This window comes from Pseudomonas sp. JZ114 (assembly GCF_051027705.1).
In the GTDB taxonomy this organism is placed as follows: domain Bacteria; phylum Pseudomonadota; class Gammaproteobacteria; order Pseudomonadales; family Pseudomonadaceae; genus Chryseomonas; species Chryseomonas luteola.
In genome coordinates this window covers 4,013,522-4,032,258 of sequence record NZ_CP069256.1, presented here as the reverse complement: position 1 = coordinate 4,032,258, position 18,737 = coordinate 4,013,522, and the positions used below count along the sequence as shown (strand labels likewise).

Sequence of the window (18,737 nt, the reverse complement as noted above, 5' to 3'; positions counted from 1 at the left end):
CCAAAACCCCCAGGCCTAACCGCCCGGGGGTTTTGCTTTTGTGGCAGGAAATAACGGCGGTGGGCTGTTTCCCGAGCTTAAAAAGGGAGGCTGTATCACAACGCCTGCCCTTAGATACTTAAAAAGTTTTGAAGCCTATAGGCTAAGAACCCTGCTCAATATCTTCGCTTGCTCCACCGTTGAAATGTAGGCCATGCTTTTTCAACTTGTCTGAAAGCGTTTTGCGTGGCAGCCCCAGCGCTTCCGCCATGCTGCGCAGTGAGCCATGTGATTGGTTTAGCTCCTGCACAAGTAGTGCCCGCTCGAATGACTCCACCTGCTCGCTCAGGTTACTGGTCAAACCTGGCATTTCCATAACATGAGCGGACGGAGCTGCAGAGCCATGAGCATCATGGTTGTCCAAAGCGAGCTCTAGTCCCAGTGCAAACCGTTCCGCTGCATTTTGTAGCTCTCGAACGTTTCCAGGCCAGCGGTGCCCCATGAGAGCAGCACGCTGTGAACCATCCAGCTCCCGTAAGGGTAAATGATGCCGCGCTGCGGCTGCTTCGCTGAAGTGACGGAAGAGTGTCAGGATATCTTCGCTTCGCTCACGAAGGGACGGGATCTTCAGACTGGCAACGTTTAAGCGGTAATAAAGGTCGGCTCGAAAGCGGCCTTGGTCTGCCGCTTGTCTCAGGTCTTCTTTGGTTGCAGCTATTACTCGAATATCTAACGGTATCTGCTGATTGGAACCAACTCTTTCTACAACACGTTCTTGAAGCAACCGCAATAGCTTGACCTGAACATCTAGGCTCATGCTTTCAATTTCATCTAGAAAGACAGTTCCGCCGTTAGCGTACTCAAACTTCCCGATGCGTCGTTTTTGGGCGCCTGTGAATGCGCCTTGCTCATGGCCGAAAAGCTCGCTCTCTACCACCGACTCGGCCAGTGCGCCAGCATTAATAGCGACAAAGGGCCCGCCTTTTCGTGTAGAAAGATCATGCAATGCCCGGGCAACAACCTCTTTGCCTGCTCCTGTCTCTCCTAGAATGAGCACATCAGCATGAGTAGAGGCCAACGCGCCGATTTGGTCGCGTAAGCGGCTCATGCTAGGTGCTTGACCAATCAGCCGGGTCTGCAATTCCTTGCGTTCAGCCAGTGCCAGCCTAAGGCTGCGGTTCTCGAGTACAAGGCGACGAACTTCCAACGCACGACGCACGCTATCAAGCAGGGCATCGTTCGCAAAGGGCTTTTCTAAAAAATCATAGGCGCCTGCCCGCATGGCCTGAACAGCCAATGGAACATCGCCGTGTCCTGTAATCAATACGACAGGCAGATCAGCGTCCTGGTTATGTAATTGCCCTAGGAGTTCAATACCGTCGATACCAGGCATGCGGATATCGCTGACTACAACGCCTGGCCATTCATGTACAAGTTGCATGTCCAGCGTACGCGCATCTGCAAGCGTTACAACTTTAAGCCCTGCCAGGTCTAGTGTCTGACTTAAAGCCTGACGAAGGTGAGGGTCGTCGTCGATCAAAAGCACTTGGCTGTTGGTATCGAAAGGCAGAGGAGACGTCATGAGTAATTTAAAACCTGATCATCATTAAGCACGAATGAAATATTGTTGCCGTCATAAGTTTTGCATAAGCCGAGCGATCCGAGCGATCAGCCACGCATTTCCTCTTGCGGTACTGATGCTACGCCAGGCTTGCCGTTTAATAAGAACAGGCGAACCTCGGCACCGCCTTCCATATGATTGGATAGGTGCAGATGTCCACCTAATGCACGGAGCAATGTATCGCAGATCGCAAGACCCAGCCCAAGCCCCTGGGTAGTTGCCTTTGTTGTAAAAAAGGGCTCATGCGCTCTGGCCAGTGCTTCAGCAGAAAAGCCTGGGCCATTGTCACGAATAACCAGTGTCACGCCTTTTTCATCCTGATTGGCAATCAGCCAAAGTCGGCGAGGTGGCCCTTTTTCTATCAATGCATCCAGAGCATTAGTGAGCAGGTTATTGATGATCTGGCGTAGCCGTGTTTCACCCGCTTGCACCCATAATGGAGCGTCAGGCAGATCCCGAATCAGCTCGACATTCATGGCCCGCCGACGGGCTGCCAGTAATGCTAACGAGTCTTCCAGCGCCGCTTGTAGCGCAACGCTTTCTGGTGCTCTTCGTGCACCACGAGCATATGCCTTGAGGTGGGAGATGATATTGGCCATGCGCGTCGTCAATTCGCCAATCAGCTTTAGATTGCCACGGGCATCATCCACTCGGCCATGATCCAGCAAGACCGCCGCGTTTTCGGCATAGCTGCGAATGGCCGCCAGCGGCTGGTTCAGCTCATGGCTGATACTGGCTGACATGGTGCCCAGAGCAGACAGCTTCCCCGCTTGGACAACCTCATCTTGTGCTCGCATAAGTTCGCGTTGAGCCTGCTCGCGATCGTGCACCTCCTGTTGCAGACGTTGATTTAGCGTCTGCAAGTCCTGAGTACGCTCCTGTACGCTCAATTCCAGATCACGCTTAGCCCGAGCATCCAATGCGATTCGCTCAAGATAATGTCGACGCCTTAAGGTCATGACGGCCAATAGGAGAAGCAGGGCCAGTAATGTCGCCCCTCCTATGTATAGAACGCTACGTACCTGGCGTTCAAGCAAATCACGGGGAGCCAGGATTCGTGCTGTCCAGCCAATTTCATCTAGAAAGCGCTGTTGGATTAGCCACTGGTTATCACTAATTTCCAAGGGTTCGAGTGAGCCCCTGGGGTAAGGCAGATTGCGTGCGATAACGTCACGTTGTTCATCATTCAACGGGCGGCTGGCTCGAAAGCGCCACTCATTGCGGGAGGTCAGGATCACTACACCAAAGCTGTCGGTGACCAGGAGTTGTTCAGGCGTTCGTCCCCAGAGCTTTTCAGGGCCATCCAGGTCTACTTTGACGACCACGACTCCGATGACGTTTCCACCATCATGTACGGGCGCTGCGAAATAGTAGCCTCGTTTACCGGATGTGGTTCCAAGTCCAAAGAAACGACCGGATTTGTTCTGCATTGCTTCCTGATAATACGGACGGAAAGAAAAATCACGCCCAACAAAGCTGTCCGGCTCATTCCAGTTCGATGTGGCTTGGCAGTATCCGTCGGCTCGCATCAGGTAAATCACGTCTGCCCCGGTACGCTGCCGAATCCGCTCCAGCAACTGATTAGCTGATCTTTGCGTATCTGCATCGACCGGATCATGCAGCGAGGCGCGAAGCGCGGGCATATCGCCCAGCAGATCCGGTAAGACTTCATAGCGCCGAAGCGTACCCAATAGGTTCGCTACGTAGAGATCCAGCGTTTGTCGGTTCTGCTCAGCCAATTGCTGGCTGTAGTATCTGTGAGCCGCGTAATGCAAGGGCCAAAGCAAGGGCGCAAGAAAAAGGGCCAATACAGCCAAGGTACGCCAACGAGGGCGGTTGGGAAGCATAAATATTGCTCACACTCACGGTGAAATAATGGCTCCTATTATGCGCTGGCCTATGGTGTCGATACAGGACTTCGCTGCCAGCCGAACGATCAGCAAATATAGAAGATAGGGAGAATGATTGATTATGACTTCAGTTATATCGTACGGCGCGCCTGCCGCGGAATAGCCGCGCCGCTCATGGATAATTCAGGTTAAGAACTGCCTGGCTTTATCCTTTCTGTCGCTGTAACCGTTCCAATCGCCGCCACTGCCCTTGATCCTTCACAAAAGTCACAACGCGATTATCCTTCTCGGTAATGGTTGCCTTGGTGTACTCAGGCAAGTCGACCTGAAAATCTCTGCCTTCCAGATAAACCCCGCCACAATTGCTCGGATCATTGCGAAAGTCTGCTGGCTGCGGTCGCAACTCATAAATACCCCGATGAAAGAGCAGGTTTGCATAGCCGCGAACGCTCATGTCAGTAGATAGCACTGCACATTTAACATTCAGCTCCTGCTCGACCAGCGATGCCAGCTGCTTGTTTTGCTCATCAATCTGGGGCCAGGCCGCGTAGTTATTAATGTCCTTCTTATACGTCATGCAGCCTTGTATTGCTGCCAGGGTGATCAGCCCTGCCAATACGGTTCTGCCTTTGGTCCTGAAGTAAAGCAAGGACAACCCAATCAGCAGTGCTGCCGGGAAGATGAACTTCAAACGGTCAAATGAAAACTGCGTGGCATGCTGAAGCATGATCAGGTTTTCCAGTAGCGGTACGCTGGCCGCGATGAGAACCACCAGCGTAATCGATAATGCTCTGTTTGACGTACTCTGGCTTTTCTTCAGCCAGATGAGTCCCGCCGCTGTTATCAGCATGGCTGCGATGAAATAGCCATAGGAGAGCACATAGGCATGCAGCAGATCGGACAAACTGCCGGCACCCGCGCTACGGGCCAGGAAGCGTCTAGCGAAGGCTTTGAGTGTGGGCAGCAAACCGGCAGCAAGACTGTAATGCAGGATAGTGATAACGCCTGCCAGGATAGTGGCTATACAGATTTTCTTGGATAGCCACCGTGAGCCCTCGATTCTCAGGGTGTTTACCCAAAGAATGCAGAACAGCCCGAAATTGAAGAAGTATCCTGTCCATTCGGTTAATGCGCCGAAGAAGGCCAGCGCGCAAAGCGCCCAGGCGTAGCGCTGACGACTCTGTATATCGGTCACTGAGCAGTACTTGAACAAGACAAACAGCGAAGACAGCAGGATCAGCTGATAGAAGCTTTGTACCCAGTAGATAACGCCATGGGAAAGCAAAGCCTCACGGCTGAAAATACCAATCGCGCAACCCATGAGTGCGCCGGAGACTGTTGACCACGCGTTCAGACCATTGAAGCGAAGGACCTTGAACAAGAAGGTAAACAGCAGCAGTGTGATGACCGAGCCCAGGACAAAATTGAAAAAGGCCAGGCTTTCCAACGATATATTCTGGCCCGATACCTTCAATGCAAAGTAGGGTGCCAGAAAGCCATAGGGCGTAAAACTGGTATAGACGTAATCACCTGTTCGTGTAGGAATGGTCGCGCCCCAGGCGATGTGCTTGTCCTTTTCTTCGCCTAGCGAAATGGTGGGTAGATACCAATGGTGCGTGACATCGGACTCGTTTAACGCATTCAGAGTAATCAGGACGTGGTAACTCGCTTCTAGGTTCTGGGAGCCTGTTACCTTCTCAAAATCATGTAGCCTGAAAAAAAGAGAGATGGCCAATAAGATACAGACGGCCACTATTCCTAAATAGAAAGGTTTTTGCTCCGAATACGTGGCCGTTTCCAACGAATAACCCAAACTCTTCATCTTTACCCCCTTTGGCATAGCTGAAAGGTCTTCAAAAGCCGGGCGCAGATGAACAAGCGGAGATAGCCCGGCAGGTGGCAGGCATTCCATGCGTATGTCAGGACGGCAATATCAGCAGGCCATGAACGTCAGGCGGAAGACGCGTCTGGAGCGGGCGCTCCGATGGCTACGCACACTGCTGTAAATCAGAATTTCTCTGACGAAGTGGCGGGTCGATCCTAGAAACAGTGACCCTGGTACAGATGGCACTAAACAATACAGACGATTTCAGAGCGCCATCCCGAAGTCTAGAAAGTAGAGGAGGGGCGTCAAGTTATAGCCGAGGTTGGGTATCTCTATGTTTTGGATATTTGAACTTGCCCATAAAATAGTCAAACTTTTGTATCAAGCTTGGGAAATAGAGTAGAAACTACCGGGGCCTCTCATTGTGCAGGCTTCTTTTCTTCGGCTGAGCGCTTGCTGTAGCGTTCGAATAGCCCGTAGCGCCATTGCCGCACTGCCAGAACGGTTGTGGTGCCAAAGCGCTGCGTTATGGGCAGTCCTGCCTCTTCCTCGCACAGGTTGTTAAATTCTCGCCCCAAGCGCTGAAGCTTTTGTTGCCACTGTGCATTTCCCGCGCGTGATAGCAGGCCGTTGAAGACCAGAAGTTGCTCCGACTCACCCTCGAAGCGTGAGTGAAAGAAATCCTTGGCGACTTGCTCCTGAAAAAGTTGCTGGATCGGACCGCCCGGACGCCAGCGAAAATTTCGGCTGATCAACAGCTTGATGCGATTGTTGGGCAGCAATTCGATAAGCTTCAAACGATCCAGCCGTACCAGTAATCGGGTGCATTCGGCGGCTGTCAGCTGATACTGCTCAATGATGTTGGTAAAGCTATAGCCGTTGATCACGCACACGGCTACGAGTAGGAGCAGGCCATTGCTGGCAATCTCCTGCTCCTGGGCCTCGCTCAGCTCATCGGTTTGTCGCTGCTGCACGGACATGGCTTGCACGAGTTCGGTAATGTCCATGTCGATCACATTACATACAAGTGACAGGCGCTGCAGGGTAAAGCTTTCTTCTGCGAACAGACGCTTGACCGAGGCTTCGCTCAAGTCAAGTGCCGCTGCCACATCGGCATACGTCTTACCGTGTGCCTTGAGCTGTTTTTTCAGGGTTTCGATCAGGGAAGAAACTTGGGCCATCTCGGCATCTCGAAAGGAAAAGGTAATGGCGGCCAAAAGTATCGAAAATTAATACCTAAGACATCTCTTAACGCTACGTTTTGTATTTTAGTTGCGGATCTTGAAGGGCCCCGGCAGTCTGCCTGCACTTCCATCCCGCTCCAGAGGCTTGTTATGGACAAACTGCACCGACTATCGGGCGCCTGGCCTTATCTGATCGCGATCTTTCTGAACGCATTCGTCGATCTGGGCCATAAGATCATCATTCAGAATACCGTCTTCAAAATCTATAACGGCTCTACTCAGATTGTGCTGACGGCCTTGGTCAATGGACTGATGCTTCTGCCTTTCATTCTCTTATTCAGCCCTTCCGGTTATGTGGCGGATACCTTTCGCAAGCTATCCGTCATGCGGCTATCAGCCTGGGCGGCTGTCGGGATTACCGGACTGATTACCTGGTCGTACTATGCCGGCTGGTTTTGGCTGGCGTTTGCCATGACGCTGCTGCTTGCCGTACAGGCTACGTTTTACTCACCGGCCAAGTACGGCTATATCAAGACCTTGTTTGGAAAGGCGCGGCTCGCTGAGGCCAATGGCCTGGTTCAAGCTGTTTCGATCGTAGCGATATTGGCTGGTACGTTTGTCTTTACCGCTCTTTTTGAAGGCAGCCTTTCTGCTGAGTCGAAAACAGCTGACGAGATGCTGCGGGATATCGCCCCGCTCGGATGGCTTCTGGTAATCAATAGCGTGATTGAGCTGGCGCTGTTGTACTGCTTGCCTGGCAAGGAAGTACCCGCCTCCAGCCGACCCTTTAACTGGCAGGATTACATCCATGGTCGTGCGGCTGTAGCAAACCTGCAAACGGTCAAGGCGCAATCGGTTATTCGCCTAGCCATTGTTGGGCTGGCAACATTCTGGTCGGTTGGGCAGGTCATGCTGGCAGCCTTTCCGTCCTACGCCAAGGACAGTCTGGGCGTCAGTAATACTCTGGTCGTCCAGGGCATCCTGGCCTGCAGCGGTATCGGCATTGCGCTGGGTTCGGCGTTGGCAAGCAGCCTGTCGCGCAATCGCATCGAGACTGGCCTTGTTCCGCTGGGGGCGTTGGGTATCGCCGTGGGGCTGGGCGGTTTGCTGCTGCTGGATTCACCGCTCTCTCATGCGCTCAACTTTGTTTTCATCGGTGTGATGGGCGGCCTGTTCATCGTACCGCTCAACGCGCTGATTCAATTCCACGCGCCTGAAAAGGAATTGGGAACAGTACTTGCCGCTAGCAACTGGATACAGAACCTGTCCATGCTAGGCTTTCTGATCCTGACGGCAGTTTTTGCACTGCTAGGCGTCGATAGTCGCTATCTGCTGGGCCTGATTGCCTTGGTTGCGTTGATAGGTGGCGCTTACACCGTAGGCAAGTTGCCGCAGAGCCTGGTCCGCTTTCTGCTCAGCTTTTTCATGACCCGTCATTACAAGGTGGAGGTGCATGGCCTGCAAAACCTGCCGGCGCAGGGCGGTGTATTGTTGCTGGGTAATCACATCAGTTGGGTCGATTGGGCGATTGTGCAGATTGCCTGCCCGCGGCCTGTTCGTTTCGTGATGCTCAAGGATATCTACAACCTGTGGTTCATGCGCTGGTTCTTCAAATCTCTGGGCTGTATTCCTATTCAGCCGGGTGCCGGTGCTGCCCAGGCGCTGGAGCAGGTAGCAGAATTACTCAATGCCGGTGAGGTGGTTTGTCTATTCCCGGAAGGGGCCATCAGCCGCAACGGTCAGCTGGGTGAGTTTCGGAAGGGCTACGAGCGTGCATGTGAAAAGGCCAATGCGGATGTACTGATCGTACCGTTCTATCTGCGTGGTCTGTGGGGTAGTCAGTTCTCCCGTTCGTCCAGCAAGCTGAAGGAACTGCGCGACTCACCTTTGCACCGTTCTGTAGTCGTCGCCTTTGGCAAGACTTTGCCCAAAGACACGCCTGCCGATGTTCTCAAGCGCCGGATATTCGACCAGACCATTCGCTCTTGGCAGATCTATATGGAAGACCTGCCAACTCTGGCCGATGCCTGGATCGAAACCGTTAAGCGTCGCAGTGGGCAATTGACGATTGCCGACAGCCTCGGCAAGCCAATGAAGGCAGCTCAGGCGCTTGCCGCCAGCAGTGCCATGGCGCGTCGTATCACCAAGCTCAGCCCAGAGCAGAACGTAGGGCTGTTGCTACCGACCAGTGCCGGTGGTGTGCTGGCTAATATGGCAACCCTGCTGGCCGGCAAGACGCTGGTCAATCTCAACTATACGGCAAGTCAGGAGGCCCTCCGCTCAGCACTGGAGCAGGCCGGCATACAAACGGTCTATAGCTCCAAGCGTTTCGTCGAAAAGCTCGAGCAGCGAGGGTTGCCGGTCAAGGCTGTACTGGAAGGGCGCCGTGTTGTCTATCTGGAAGATATGCGACAGGAGTTCAGCAAGACCGAGCTTGCGGCAACCTGGCTGGCGATCCGCCTATTGCCTGTCTGGATGCTGCGGCCGCTGCTGAGTCGAGCGCACAATCCTGAGGCAACCGCGGCCATTCTGTTCTCCAGTGGCAGTGAGGGTGCGCCTAAGGGGGTCATGCTCAGTCATCGTAATATCATGGCGAACCTGAAGCAGACATCCGATGTGCTCAATACTGAGAATGACGACGTTGTCATGGCCTCGCTGCCGCTGTTCCATGCGTTTGGTTTGACGGTTACACAGTTCCTGCCATTGATCGAAGGGCTGCCAATGGTCTGCCATGCGGACCCGACCGATGTCATGGGCATTGCCAAGGCAGTCACGACGTATCGTGCCACTATCATGTGCGGCACATCCACCTTCCTGCGGCTCTTTACCCGTAACCGCAAGGTGCACCCGCTTATGCTGGACAGCTTGCGCATCATCGTCGCAGGGGCCGAAAAGCTCAGTGATGATGTCCGCGAGTCCTTCAAACTCAAATTCAACAAGGAGATTTATGAGGGCTACGGTGCGACTGAAACGGCGCCTGTCGCCTCGGTCAACCTGCCGGACGCCATTGATGTAGCCTATATGCAGGTACAGTGCGGCGGTAAACAGGGCACAGTAGGGATGCCGTTACCTGGTACCAGTCTCAAGATCGTTGATCCAGAAAGCTTTGAAGAGTTACCTACAGGCCAAGAAGGCATGATTCTTATCGGCGGCCCTCAGGTCATGCAGGGCTACCTGAACAATCCTGCCAAAACAGCCAGCGCCATTCATGAACTTGACGGCGTACGTTGGTACGTGACGGGCGATAAGGGACGACTGGACGAGGATGGCTTCCTGACCATCGTGGACCGGTATTCACGGTTTGCGAAAATCGGGGGCGAGATGGTTAGCCTGGGCTCTGTTGAACAGGCTCTCATCAAGCTGATCGACAACCCCGAAATCGAAGTCATGGCTGTCAACGTGCCGGATGCCAAGAAAGGCGAGCGCATAGTGATTCTCCATGAGCAGCCTCTGGACACCGGTGCGCTGGAAAAGCGCATGCTTGAAGCAGGTTATAACCCGCTCATGGTGCCTTCTACCTGGATTCACGTGGATGCGCTGCCTAAGCTAGGCTCCGGCAAGGCAGATATTGCCTCGGCCAAAAAGCTTGCGCTGACTTCCGCCGTGGAGGCCAGTGCTTCTGAGTAAGCTCCGCGTTAACGCTAAGGCCTGCTTATGCAGGCCTTTTGTATTTTAGAGCCTCAATAGCTGTCTATCAGGCTCTAACGTATTCGCCCAACATCATGAGAGCTGTTGATGAACGAAAAAGAACTGATCGCTATTGTTACTCGTGCCATTGATTCAGGTGACCTACCTGATTTCAGCCCCTCGATGACAGGCGCCCTGCTTTTCGAGACCCTGATTGAAGAGTGGGACGTATTGAGCGAGGAAGGTCGAGGCAATTTGATGCTGGTATTGAGCATACTGGCCAAAGAGCTTTCGAGCGAAGCCAAGGCAGAGCGGGAGACACAGAAGATTCTGGATAGGCTGCGCAAGGGCTGAGTATAACCCTTGAGATGGGGGTGGTAACGTTGTGCAAGCGGCATAAATAAGGCATGGATAGGATTGAAAATCATTTTAACTGTCCTCTTCCAATCGTCTTTTCAATTCCTGTCAAAGCCTCCTCTCCTGTTTCTCCTGCCAGCTCCTGATACCACGCCTGTCATACCTATGGCTGGTCTTAACGCAGGTGACGATAGAGTTGGCGCGCTCAATGTAGGCTTTGTCGTACGCTTCCAGTGTTGTTTATATATCGTTGTGCTGTGTCAGTAGCTGAGTCTGGATCCTGGCGTCTTTCATGGCTTGGCAGCCGCCGTAGCAGAGATCAAGAAACGGCGTGGGCTGAGTCTTCCAATAGGGCTAGGCGGCCATTGACAAATGAACGCAGCCTTTGCAGTTCATGGCGAAGGCTAACGGTAGGCCGAAGTGGTTATGCCACTTGGGCCTACCGCTGTTCTGCCTTATGATCGGGCGGAGCTTAATGACTAGCGGACGGTTTGCGACGAAACAGCTTGCTGGCGATGCCGACCACTATCATGACCACTGCACCGGCCAGGATGCCGAATACAATATTGAACAGCGTAGGCGTTAGTACGCCTAGAACAGGGCCTATTGCCGGTACGCCTGCAGCCACGTGTTCCAGGGTTTCAATCAGATGATGAAGAGCCGGGATGCCATGGGTCAGAATGCCACCGCCTACCATGAACATGGCAATCGTTCCGACAACGGATAGCCCCTTCATTAGCATCGGAGCCGCATTCACAAGGCCTCGCCCGATTGCCTGTACAGCCGAGCCGCCGCGCTTGGATAGATACAGCCCAAGATCATCCAGCTTTACGATACCGGCGACCAATCCATAGACGCCAATAGTCATGGCTATGGCAATCAGTGACATGACCACGACTTGTTGCATGAGTGACGCTTCAGCCACGATACCCAGGGTGATGGCAATGATTTCCGCGCTCAGAATGAAGTCTGTTCGAACCGCTCCGCGGATCTTTTCCTTTTCATAGGCCACAAGGTCAATGTTTGGATCAGCGACAGCTTTTACGTGCTCTGAAGAATCGTGACCATGAGAAGGTAAAAACTTATGCGCAAGCTTTTCTGTACCCTCGAAGCAGAGGTACGCACCACCTAGCATCAGGAGCGGTGTTACCAGCCACGGTGCAAAGGCGCTGATCAGCAGCGCAGCGGGGACCAGAATGGCCTTGTTGATCAGTGAGCCTTTTCCTACGGCCCAGACCACAGGCAGCTCTCGCTCTGCCTTGATTCCAGTTACTTGTTGCGCATTGAGTGCAAGGTCATCACCCAATACGCCGGCTGTCTTTTTTGCAGCCACCTTGGACATGACGGAGACATCGTCCAGTACCGTGGCGATGTCATCGAAAAGTGCAAAAAAACTACCTGCTGCCACAATGGTTTCCTTTCAAGTTAGATGTCCTTCCAGCGCGCGACCGGGCGAGGTTCGACTCTGGAGCCTGCTTGATAGCGAAGCGGCACCAGTATAAGGGAGCCGGGCGGTGAAGCTGATCAAGAAACTGAAGTAGGGGAGGCGAGGCTGATTGGGAGAGGTGCGGCCATTCCTGCGTGCGACCTGCTCCCAGCGGGCTGAATAACATCTCGCTGATTAGGAGCTGTTATTCGAGGCGTCCTTCCATATCACCTAACCAGTCGAATACGCCTCTGTCGGTAGGTGCTTTCAGGAATTTCATCAATGCCTTAGCCATCGTTTACCTCTCTTCTTCTCTTGTCTCAATAGACCTGAGTCCCGGAGTGAGTCGAGGTTTCAACAGATGGATGTATAGCATTGTTAAGATGCAACAGAATGTTTCGCCTCTGTTTGCAAAGAGGTAAACCAAGCGTTCTGGCGCAAGGGTTTTTCAAGCGTAAAAGAAAAAGGCCCGCATTTCTGCGAGCCTTTGAATTTGATGGTGCCGGCACCAAGAATCGAACTCGGGACCTACTGATTACAAGTCAGTTGCTCTACCAGCTGAGCTATACCGGCATCAATGGGCGCATTATAACGATTCTAAATCAGTTGTAAACCGGTGAATTTGCTCTATTTTCTTTTTTTTCACTTCGAGCCGGTGTTTGGCGTACCGGAGCGCCGTTTGCCATGTAATAGGAGGCGGTGCTACGGGCCAGAGGCTGACGGCCGCGGATGTGGTCGGCAATCTTTTCGCCAATCATGATGGTGGTGGCGTTGAGGTTGCCAGTAATGATCAGCGGCATAATCGATGCATCCACCACACGCAGGCCTTCAAGGCCATGGACGCGGCCTTGCCCGTCGACAACAGCCATGTCGTCGGTACCCATCTTGTTGGTACAGGAGGGGTGGTAGGCCGTTTCGGCATGCTGGCGCACGAACTCATCCAACTGGGCATCCGTTACGCAATCCGCGCCTGGATTCAGCTCGCGACCGCGATAGGGGTCGAGCGCTGGCTGGTGCATGATCTCGCGGGTGAGACGAATGCTGTCACGGAATTCCTGCCAGTCCTGCTCGGTGCTCATGTAGTTGAAAAGGATGCTGGGATGCTGGCGCGGATCGCGTGATTTCAGGTGAACGCGACCCCGGCTCGGCGAGCGCATGGAGCCCACATGAGCCTGGAAGCCGTGGGCTTCGATGGCATTGCTGCCGTTGTAATTGATAGCGATCGGCAGGAAGTGGTACTGGATGTTCGGCCACTCGAATTCATCGCTGGAGCGGATAAAGCCACCTGCCTCGAAGTGGTTGCTGGCGCCAATGCCGGTGCCCTTGAGCATCCACTCCAGACCGATCTGGGGCTGGTTGTACCACTTCAGCGCCGGATACAGAGAGACCGGCTGCTTACACTCGTACTGCAGGTACATCTCCAGGTGGTCCTGCAGGTTTTGGCCAACCCCGGGCAGATCGTGCACGACGGGGATATCGAACTGACGCAGCAGGTCACTTGCACCTACGCCGGAGCGCTGAAGAATCTGTGGCGAAGCGATGGCGCCTGCACACAGGAGCACTTCACGACTGGCATGCACGGTGGTGATATCGCTGCTGTTGCCTTCCAGGAAAGCAACACCGATGGCGCGCTTGCCACTGAACAGGATGCGGTCCGTGGTGGCATGGGTGATGATGGTCAGGTTGGGGCGACCCTTTGCCTGATCCAGATAGCCACGGGCGGTACTGGCACGTCGGCCATTGGGCGTCACGGTACGGTCCATCGGGCCGAAGCCTTCCTGCTGATAACCATTGAGGTCTTCCGTGCGGGGGTAACCCGCCTGTACACCTGCCTCGATCATGGCTTCAAACAGCGGGTTCACGCCGGGCTTGGAGGTGGTCACGGATACCGGACCGTCACCGCCGTGATAATCGTTCGGGCCGACGTCACGTGTCTCGGCTTTGCGGAAGTAGGGCAGGCAGTCGAGGTATGTCCAGTCCTCCAAACCGTCAAGCTTGGCCCAGCCATCGAAGTCCATAGCGTTACCGCGGATGTAGCACATGCCGTTGATCAGCGAAGAGCCACCCAGGCCCTTGCCGCGGCCGCATTCCATCCGGCGGTTGTTCATGTGTGGTTCGGGGTCAGTCTGGTAAGCCCAGTTGTACTGGGTGCCCTGAAGCGGGTAGGCCAGGGCGGCGGGCATTTGGGTGCGAAAATCGAGGCGATAGTCGGGGCCACCGGCTTCCAGCAGCAGGACGGTGACGTCTTTGTCTTCAGTGAGACGGGTCGCCAGAACGTTACCGGCAGAACCGGCACCGATGATGATGTAATCGAATTCTTTAGCCATGGTGGCACTCCTCCGTAAAGGGCGTCGAGATTGGCTGCGTGACGCAGCGGCTCGCGCGAAAGCGGTGGGTCATGCGCGTCGGCTGACCCACCCTACGGGTAACGGTGATGCGATTCAGAAGATCGAGGCGTAGTCGCCCAGCTCAACTTGTACGGACTTGATGCGGGTGTAGTTGCCGAGGGTGACCAGGCCATTTTCGCGGCCTACGCCGGAGTGCTTGTAACCGCCGACAGGCATCTCGGCCGGAGATTCGCCCCAAGTATTGATCCAGCAGATACCGGCTTCCAGACGATGGATCACACGGTGAGCACGGGCGAGGTCCTTGGTCACAAGACCCGCCGCCAGACCGTATTCGGTGTCGTTGGCGCGGCGGATTACTTCCTCCTCGGTGTCGTACGCCAGAATGCTCATGACCGGACCAAAGATCTCTTCGCGGGCAATGGTCATGTCATCACGGCAGTCTGTGAAGACAGTTGGCGCGACGTAACAGCCGTTGGCGAACTCGCCGGTGGTAACACGCTCACCACCACACAGCAAACGCGCACCTTCGCTGCGGCCATGCTCGATATAACGCAGAACGTTTTCCATATGAGCGGTGCTGACCAGCGGGCCGAAGTTGGTGTTTGGGTCCTGCGGGTCACCCAGACGAACGCGTTGTACACGCTCCAGGATCTTGGTTTCGAAACGTTCTTTGAGCGCGCTGGGCACAAAGACGCGGGTGCCGTTGGTGCATACCTGACCGGTACTGAAAAAGTTGGCCATCATGGCAATATCGGCCGCACGGTCGAGGTCGGCGTCATCGAAAATGATCAGTGGCGACTTGCCGCCTAGCTCCATGGTGACTTCCTTGAGCGTCGAGCCGGCAGCGCTGGCCATAACCTTCTTGCCTGTGGGCACGCCGCCGGTAAAGGAAATCTTCTCGATGCCCGGGTGCTCGGTCAGGGCTACGCCTACTTCGGCGCCAGCACCGTTGAGCACATTGAACACGCCATTGGGCACACCTGCCTCGGTATAAATCTCGGCCAGCTTAAGCGCCGTCAGGGGAGTGACTTCGCTGGGCTTGAAGATCATGGCATTACCGGCGGCCAGGGCTGGGGCGGATTTCCACAGGGCAATCTGGATTGGATAGTTCCAGGCGCCAATGCCTGCGACCACGCCCAGCGGCTCGCGGCGGGTATAGACAAACGAGGTATCGCGCAGCGGGATCTGTTCGCCTTCCAGTGCGGGGATCAGACCCGCGTAATATTCAAGCACGTCGGCACCGGTCACGATGTCCACGGCCTGGGTTTCGGTCAGCGGCTTGCCGGTATCCAGGGTCTCCAGGGCGGCGAGCTCATCGTTACGCTCACGGAGGATATCCACGGCCTTGCGCAGAATGCGGGATCGCTGCATGGCCGCCATGGCGGCCCAGACCTTTTGGCCCTCGGCAGCACTGGCCACGGCGCGATCAACGTCCTCCCGGCTGGCCTGCTGTACGTTGGCGATGACCTCGCCATTGGCCGGATTGATTGCCTGGAAGGTTTTGCCGCTGGTGGCATCGACGTAACCGCCGCCGATATAGAGCTTTTGAGTGTCGAGCTGGGTCATGATGATTCTCTCCCTTTTCAGTCGGCCGCACGGGCGAGCTGCTGGTCTAGATAATCGAAGGCAATGCGCAGCGCTTCGTCGATGTCGAATTCACCACCCGCCAGGGCACCGCGCAGCCACAGACCGTCGATGATTGCGGCCAGACCGCGTGCGGCACGGCGGGCTTCCTGTGCAGGCAGCGCCTTGTGGAATTCACAGCACAGGTTCGAATACAGCCGTGCATCGTTGATGCGTTGCAGGCGGTGCAGGGCCGGCTGATGCATGCTGCTGGCCCAGAAGGCCAGCCAGGTCTTCATGGCCGGACCGTTAACCTGACTGTCGTCGAAGTTGCCTTCGATAATGGCGCGCAGGTGGGCGCGCGGGCTGTTATCAGTCAGCGTGGCGCGACGCTCGCGAACCGCAGTGCGCAACGCTGACATCAAGTGGCGCATGGTCGCTTCGAGCAGGCCATTTTTGTCCTGGAAGTAGTGACTGATGATCCCGTTGGATACACCGGCCTTCTTGGCAATGAGGGCGATGCTCGCCTCGCTCATCCCGACTTCGTCAACCGCTTCCAACGTGGCAGCAATCAGCTGGGAACGACGGATAGGTTGCATGCCGACTTTTGGCATTGCGGTTATCTCCTCGCATTCACGCATCACCTGAGTTGCCTTCAGTCTACTGTTTTTTAATTGAACGATCAATCAATAAAAAGCCCGGGACGTGTGAGTGCTAGCCCTAAGCCTGTGTTTACTAGGCTCGGGACGGCTAAGCCGATCTATGTCAGAGGCATTAAGGCCGCCCGGGTGGGGCGGCCTGTCACGGGTCAGCCGGCCTGGGAAAAGGCGGTCGGGAGAGGAGTCACCTCGGACTCCTCATGGCTTTTCTCCAGGTTTTTACCCAACAGCGCATGATAGAGCTCGGTGTCTCCCAGAATGCCTACCACGCAGCCGTTTTGCTGAAGGATGAGCTTGTTGCCGGTGTGATAGCGGATCTCGAGTGCATCGCGCATCCGAATGCTGGCGTCGACCAGGGTAGGCTGACGCTTGAGCGCTTCGACCGGCTCGCCAGGCGCCCAGCGCTGTACGCTGACACTGTCGCCGCTGCGCCGCAGTGATTTGACGTTGCGTGCATCGCTCAGGCTGGCCCAGTAGTCACGGGTGCTGTCCAGGCAGAGTTCATTGCCTTCGCGGCGGCACTGTTCGATCGGCTTCATGAGGCTATAACCGCATAGCACGTTGAGCGGGTTGGTATGGGCTACGAAGGTTCGTACGTAGTCGTCTGCCGGATTGAGCACGATATCTTCGGGCTTGCCATGCTGGATGATGCGTCCGTCTTTCATGATCGCGATATTGGTGCCGAGCTTGAGCGCTTCATCCAGGTCGTGGCTGACGAATACGATGGTCTTGTTGACCTTGCTCTGTAGGGCGAGCAGCTCGTCCTGCAGTTGTTGGCGGATCAGCGGATCGAGCGCGGAGAAAGGTTCGTCCATCAAGAGAATGTCGGCGTCCATGGCGAGGGCACGGGCCAAACCGACGCGCTGCTGCATGCCGCCTGAAAGGGCGGAGGGCTTGCTGTTGCGCCACTGGGTAAGACCTACCAGCTCCAGCTTTTCATCGATGATTTTCTTGCGCTCGGCCGTGGAGCGGCCCTGCATTTCCAGGCCGAACCCAACATTCTCCGCAACAGTCAGCCAGGGCATAAGGGCAAATTTCTGGAACACCATGGCGATGCGGGAGGTGCGCATTTCCTTCAGGGTTGAGGGCGAGCAATTGGCGATGTCCACTTCGCTGCCATTGTGCTCGATGAGCAGGCGACCGCGGCTGACTGTGTTAAGGCCGTTGATGCAGCGCAGCAGGCTGGACTTGCCTGAGCCGGACAGCCCCATGAGGACACAGATTTCACCTTTCTGGATTTCCAGGCAGGCATTTTCTACGCCCAGTACCTGGCCGGTCTGCTCGAAGATTTCGGATCGGCCAAGGCCTTTGTCCAGCAGCTCGACGGCCTGTTTGGTCTGTTTGCCGAAGATGACGTCGACATTCTCGAAACGGATTGCGCTCATCAGTGTTCTCCTCTGGCATTGGGCTGCTTGCAGACACGGTCGAGCAGAATGGCCAGCAGTACGATGGCCAGGCCCGCTTCGAAGCCTAGGGCGATATCTGCCGTATTCAGAGCGTTCACCACAGGCTTGCCGAGGCCGTCGGCACCTACGAGTGCGGCAATTACTACCATCGAGAGCGACAGCATGATGCATTGCGTGATACCCGCGGCAATGCTGGGCATGGCATGGGGCAGCTCAATCCGTGTCAGGAGTTGCCAGCGGGAACAGCCAAAGGCTTTACCGGCATCCATGAGTTCTTCCGGAACGTCCTGAATGCCCAGGCACGTCAGGCGGATCGGGGCGGCGATCGCAAAGATTACGGTAGAGATCAGGCCGGGTACGACGCCCAGGCCGAACAGGGTCAGCGTGGGGATCAGGTACACGAACGTCGGCACGGTCTGCATCAAGTCCAGCAACGGACGCAATGTGGCGAAGAACCAGGGTTTATGGGCCGCTACGATACCCAGCGGCACGCCAATGGCGATACAGACAAGGGTGGCAAAGATGACTTGAGACAGGGTTTCAATGGTCTCCTGCCAGTATCCCAGGTTAATGATCAAAAGTAGCGAGGCGGCGGCAAACAGCGTGAGGGCAAGGCTGCGTTGAATGAGGTAGACCAACACCACAAGGATCGCGGTCAGGGCCAGGGGGTTGAACCAGAGCAGGGCTCCCGTGGTGCTTGAGATGACGGTAGAAAGGGCATCGGAAATCAGGTCAAAGAATCCCGAGAAGTTCATGATCAGCCAGTCGACAAAATCGGAAATGGCTTGCCCCAGCGGGAGCTTATGGTCGGTAAGGAACATAGATAAAATCCCTGGAGTTGAGTATCAACAATCCAGCGACCTGGATAGCCCGCCTTTAGCGGCCGGGCTGT

General features: G+C 55.2%; 13 protein-coding genes and 1 tRNA gene. 3 read left to right on the top strand and 11 right to left on the bottom strand.

What is annotated here, in order from left to right; genetic code table 11:
* Positions 1-142: 142 nt before the first annotated feature.
* The 4 genes from JQR90_RS18875 to JQR90_RS18860 all read right to left on the bottom strand — a co-directional run bounded on the left by JQR90_RS18875 (position 143) and on the right by JQR90_RS18860 (position 6,456).
* Positions 143-1,561, bottom strand: a complete 1,419-nt coding sequence (locus tag JQR90_RS18875) for a sigma-54-dependent transcriptional regulator (RefSeq protein WP_010796224.1) — start codon at positions 1,559-1,561, stop codon at positions 143-145.
* Between the two features lie 86 nt (positions 1,562-1,647).
* Positions 1,648-3,447, bottom strand: a complete 1,800-nt coding sequence (locus tag JQR90_RS18870; protein ID WP_010796223.1) for a sensor histidine kinase — start codon at positions 3,445-3,447, stop codon at positions 1,648-1,650.
* Positions 3,448-3,655: 208 nt separating this feature from the next.
* Positions 3,656-5,272 (bottom strand): hypothetical protein, encoded by a 1,617-nt coding sequence (locus JQR90_RS18865; protein WP_434140232.1) that lies wholly within the window; start codon positions 5,270-5,272, stop codon positions 3,656-3,658.
* A gap of 422 nt (positions 5,273-5,694) precedes the next feature.
* Positions 5,695-6,456 carry a helix-turn-helix domain-containing protein gene (locus JQR90_RS18860; RefSeq protein WP_010796221.1) on the bottom strand — a complete coding sequence of 254 codons (762 nt, stop codon included), beginning with the start codon at positions 6,454-6,456 and terminating at the stop codon, positions 5,695-5,697.
* Positions 6,457-6,609: 153 nt separating this feature from the next.
* On the opposite strand from JQR90_RS18860, the gene JQR90_RS18855 reads away from it, so the two are divergent.
* Positions 6,610-10,086, top strand: coding sequence for an acyl-[ACP]--phospholipid O-acyltransferase (locus tag JQR90_RS18855; protein WP_434140231.1), 3,477 nt, complete (start codon positions 6,610-6,612; stop codon positions 10,084-10,086).
* A 108-nt stretch (positions 10,087-10,194) separates the two neighbouring features.
* On the top strand, positions 10,195-10,440 hold the full coding sequence (locus JQR90_RS18850; RefSeq protein WP_010796219.1) for a hypothetical protein: 246 nt from the start codon (positions 10,195-10,197) through the stop codon (positions 10,438-10,440).
* 475 nt (positions 10,441-10,915) lie between these two features.
* On the opposite strand, the gene JQR90_RS18845 is transcribed toward JQR90_RS18850, so the two are convergent.
* The 3 genes from JQR90_RS18845 to betA form a co-directional block, all read right to left on the bottom strand.
* The gene (locus JQR90_RS18845; RefSeq protein WP_010796218.1) at positions 10,916-11,851 is read right to left on the bottom strand and encodes a DUF808 domain-containing protein; all 936 of its coding nucleotides are present in this window, start codon (positions 11,849-11,851) and stop codon (positions 10,916-10,918) included.
* 515 nt (positions 11,852-12,366) lie between these two features.
* Positions 12,367-12,442 (bottom strand) — tRNA-Thr (locus JQR90_RS18840).
* 29 nt (positions 12,443-12,471) lie between these two features.
* The gene (betA, locus tag JQR90_RS18835; protein WP_010796216.1) at positions 12,472-14,196 is read right to left on the bottom strand and encodes a choline dehydrogenase; all 1,725 of its coding nucleotides are present in this window, start codon (positions 14,194-14,196) and stop codon (positions 12,472-12,474) included.
* Between betA and JQR90_RS18830 the strand changes: the two genes are divergently transcribed.
* A complete protein-coding gene (locus JQR90_RS18830; protein WP_256205514.1) occupies positions 14,195-14,329 on the top strand; it encodes a hypothetical protein in 135 nt (44 codons plus the stop codon). The two genes, betA and JQR90_RS18830, sit on opposite strands and share 2 nt — an antisense overlap.
* Here the strand turns inward: JQR90_RS18830 and betB are convergent.
* From betB to choW, 4 genes are all read right to left on the bottom strand, one after another.
* Positions 14,311-15,783 (bottom strand): betaine-aldehyde dehydrogenase, encoded by a 1,473-nt coding sequence (gene betB, locus JQR90_RS18825; RefSeq protein ID WP_434140230.1) that lies wholly within the window; start codon positions 15,781-15,783, stop codon positions 14,311-14,313. The genes JQR90_RS18830 and betB overlap by 19 nt on opposite strands.
* 17 nt (positions 15,784-15,800) lie before the next feature.
* Complete coding sequence (gene betI / locus JQR90_RS18820; RefSeq protein ID WP_010796214.1) at positions 15,801-16,394, bottom strand: transcriptional regulator BetI; 594 nt, start codon at positions 16,392-16,394, stop codon at positions 15,801-15,803.
* A gap of 194 nt (positions 16,395-16,588) precedes the next feature.
* Positions 16,589-17,824, bottom strand: coding sequence for a choline ABC transporter ATP-binding protein (choV, locus tag JQR90_RS18815; protein ID WP_010796213.1), 1,236 nt, complete (start codon positions 17,822-17,824; stop codon positions 16,589-16,591).
* Positions 17,824-18,666 (bottom strand): choline ABC transporter permease subunit, encoded by an 843-nt coding sequence (gene choW / locus JQR90_RS18810; protein WP_010796212.1) that lies wholly within the window; start codon positions 18,664-18,666, stop codon positions 17,824-17,826. The genes choV and choW overlap by 1 nt, the downstream gene beginning before the upstream one ends.
* Between the last annotated feature and the right edge of the window lie 71 nt (positions 18,667-18,737).

Coding starts and splice junctions, on each gene's coding strand:
- JQR90_RS18875 (WP_010796224.1), bottom strand. CDS start 1,561: ATGACGTCTCCTCTGCCTTTCGATACCAACAGCCAAGTGCTTTTGATC.
- JQR90_RS18870 (WP_010796223.1), bottom strand. CDS start 3,447: ATGCTTCCCAACCGCCCTCGTTGGCGTACCTTGGCTGTATTGGCCCTT.
- JQR90_RS18865 (WP_434140232.1), bottom strand. CDS start 5,272: ATGAAGAGTTTGGGTTATTCGTTGGAAACGGCCACGTATTCGGAGCAA.
- JQR90_RS18860 (WP_010796221.1), bottom strand. CDS start 6,456: ATGGCCCAAGTTTCTTCCCTGATCGAAACCCTGAAAAAACAGCTCAAG.
- JQR90_RS18855 (WP_434140231.1), top strand. CDS start 6,610: ATGGACAAACTGCACCGACTATCGGGCGCCTGGCCTTATCTGATCGCG.
- JQR90_RS18850 (WP_010796219.1), top strand. CDS start 10,195: ATGAACGAAAAAGAACTGATCGCTATTGTTACTCGTGCCATTGATTCA.
- JQR90_RS18830 (WP_256205514.1), top strand. CDS start 14,195: ATGGTGGCACTCCTCCGTAAAGGGCGTCGAGATTGGCTGCGTGACGCA.
- betA (WP_010796216.1), bottom strand. CDS start 14,196: ATGGCTAAAGAATTCGATTACATCATCATCGGTGCCGGTTCTGCCGGT.
- betB (WP_434140230.1), bottom strand. CDS start 15,783: ATGACCCAGCTCGACACTCAAAAGCTCTATATCGGCGGCGGTTACGTC.
- betI (WP_010796214.1), bottom strand. CDS start 16,394: ATGCCAAAAGTCGGCATGCAACCTATCCGTCGTTCCCAGCTGATTGCT.
- choV (WP_010796213.1), bottom strand. CDS start 17,824: ATGAGCGCAATCCGTTTCGAGAATGTCGACGTCATCTTCGGCAAACAG.
- choW (WP_010796212.1), bottom strand. CDS start 18,666: ATGTTCCTTACCGACCATAAGCTCCCGCTGGGGCAAGCCATTTCCGAT.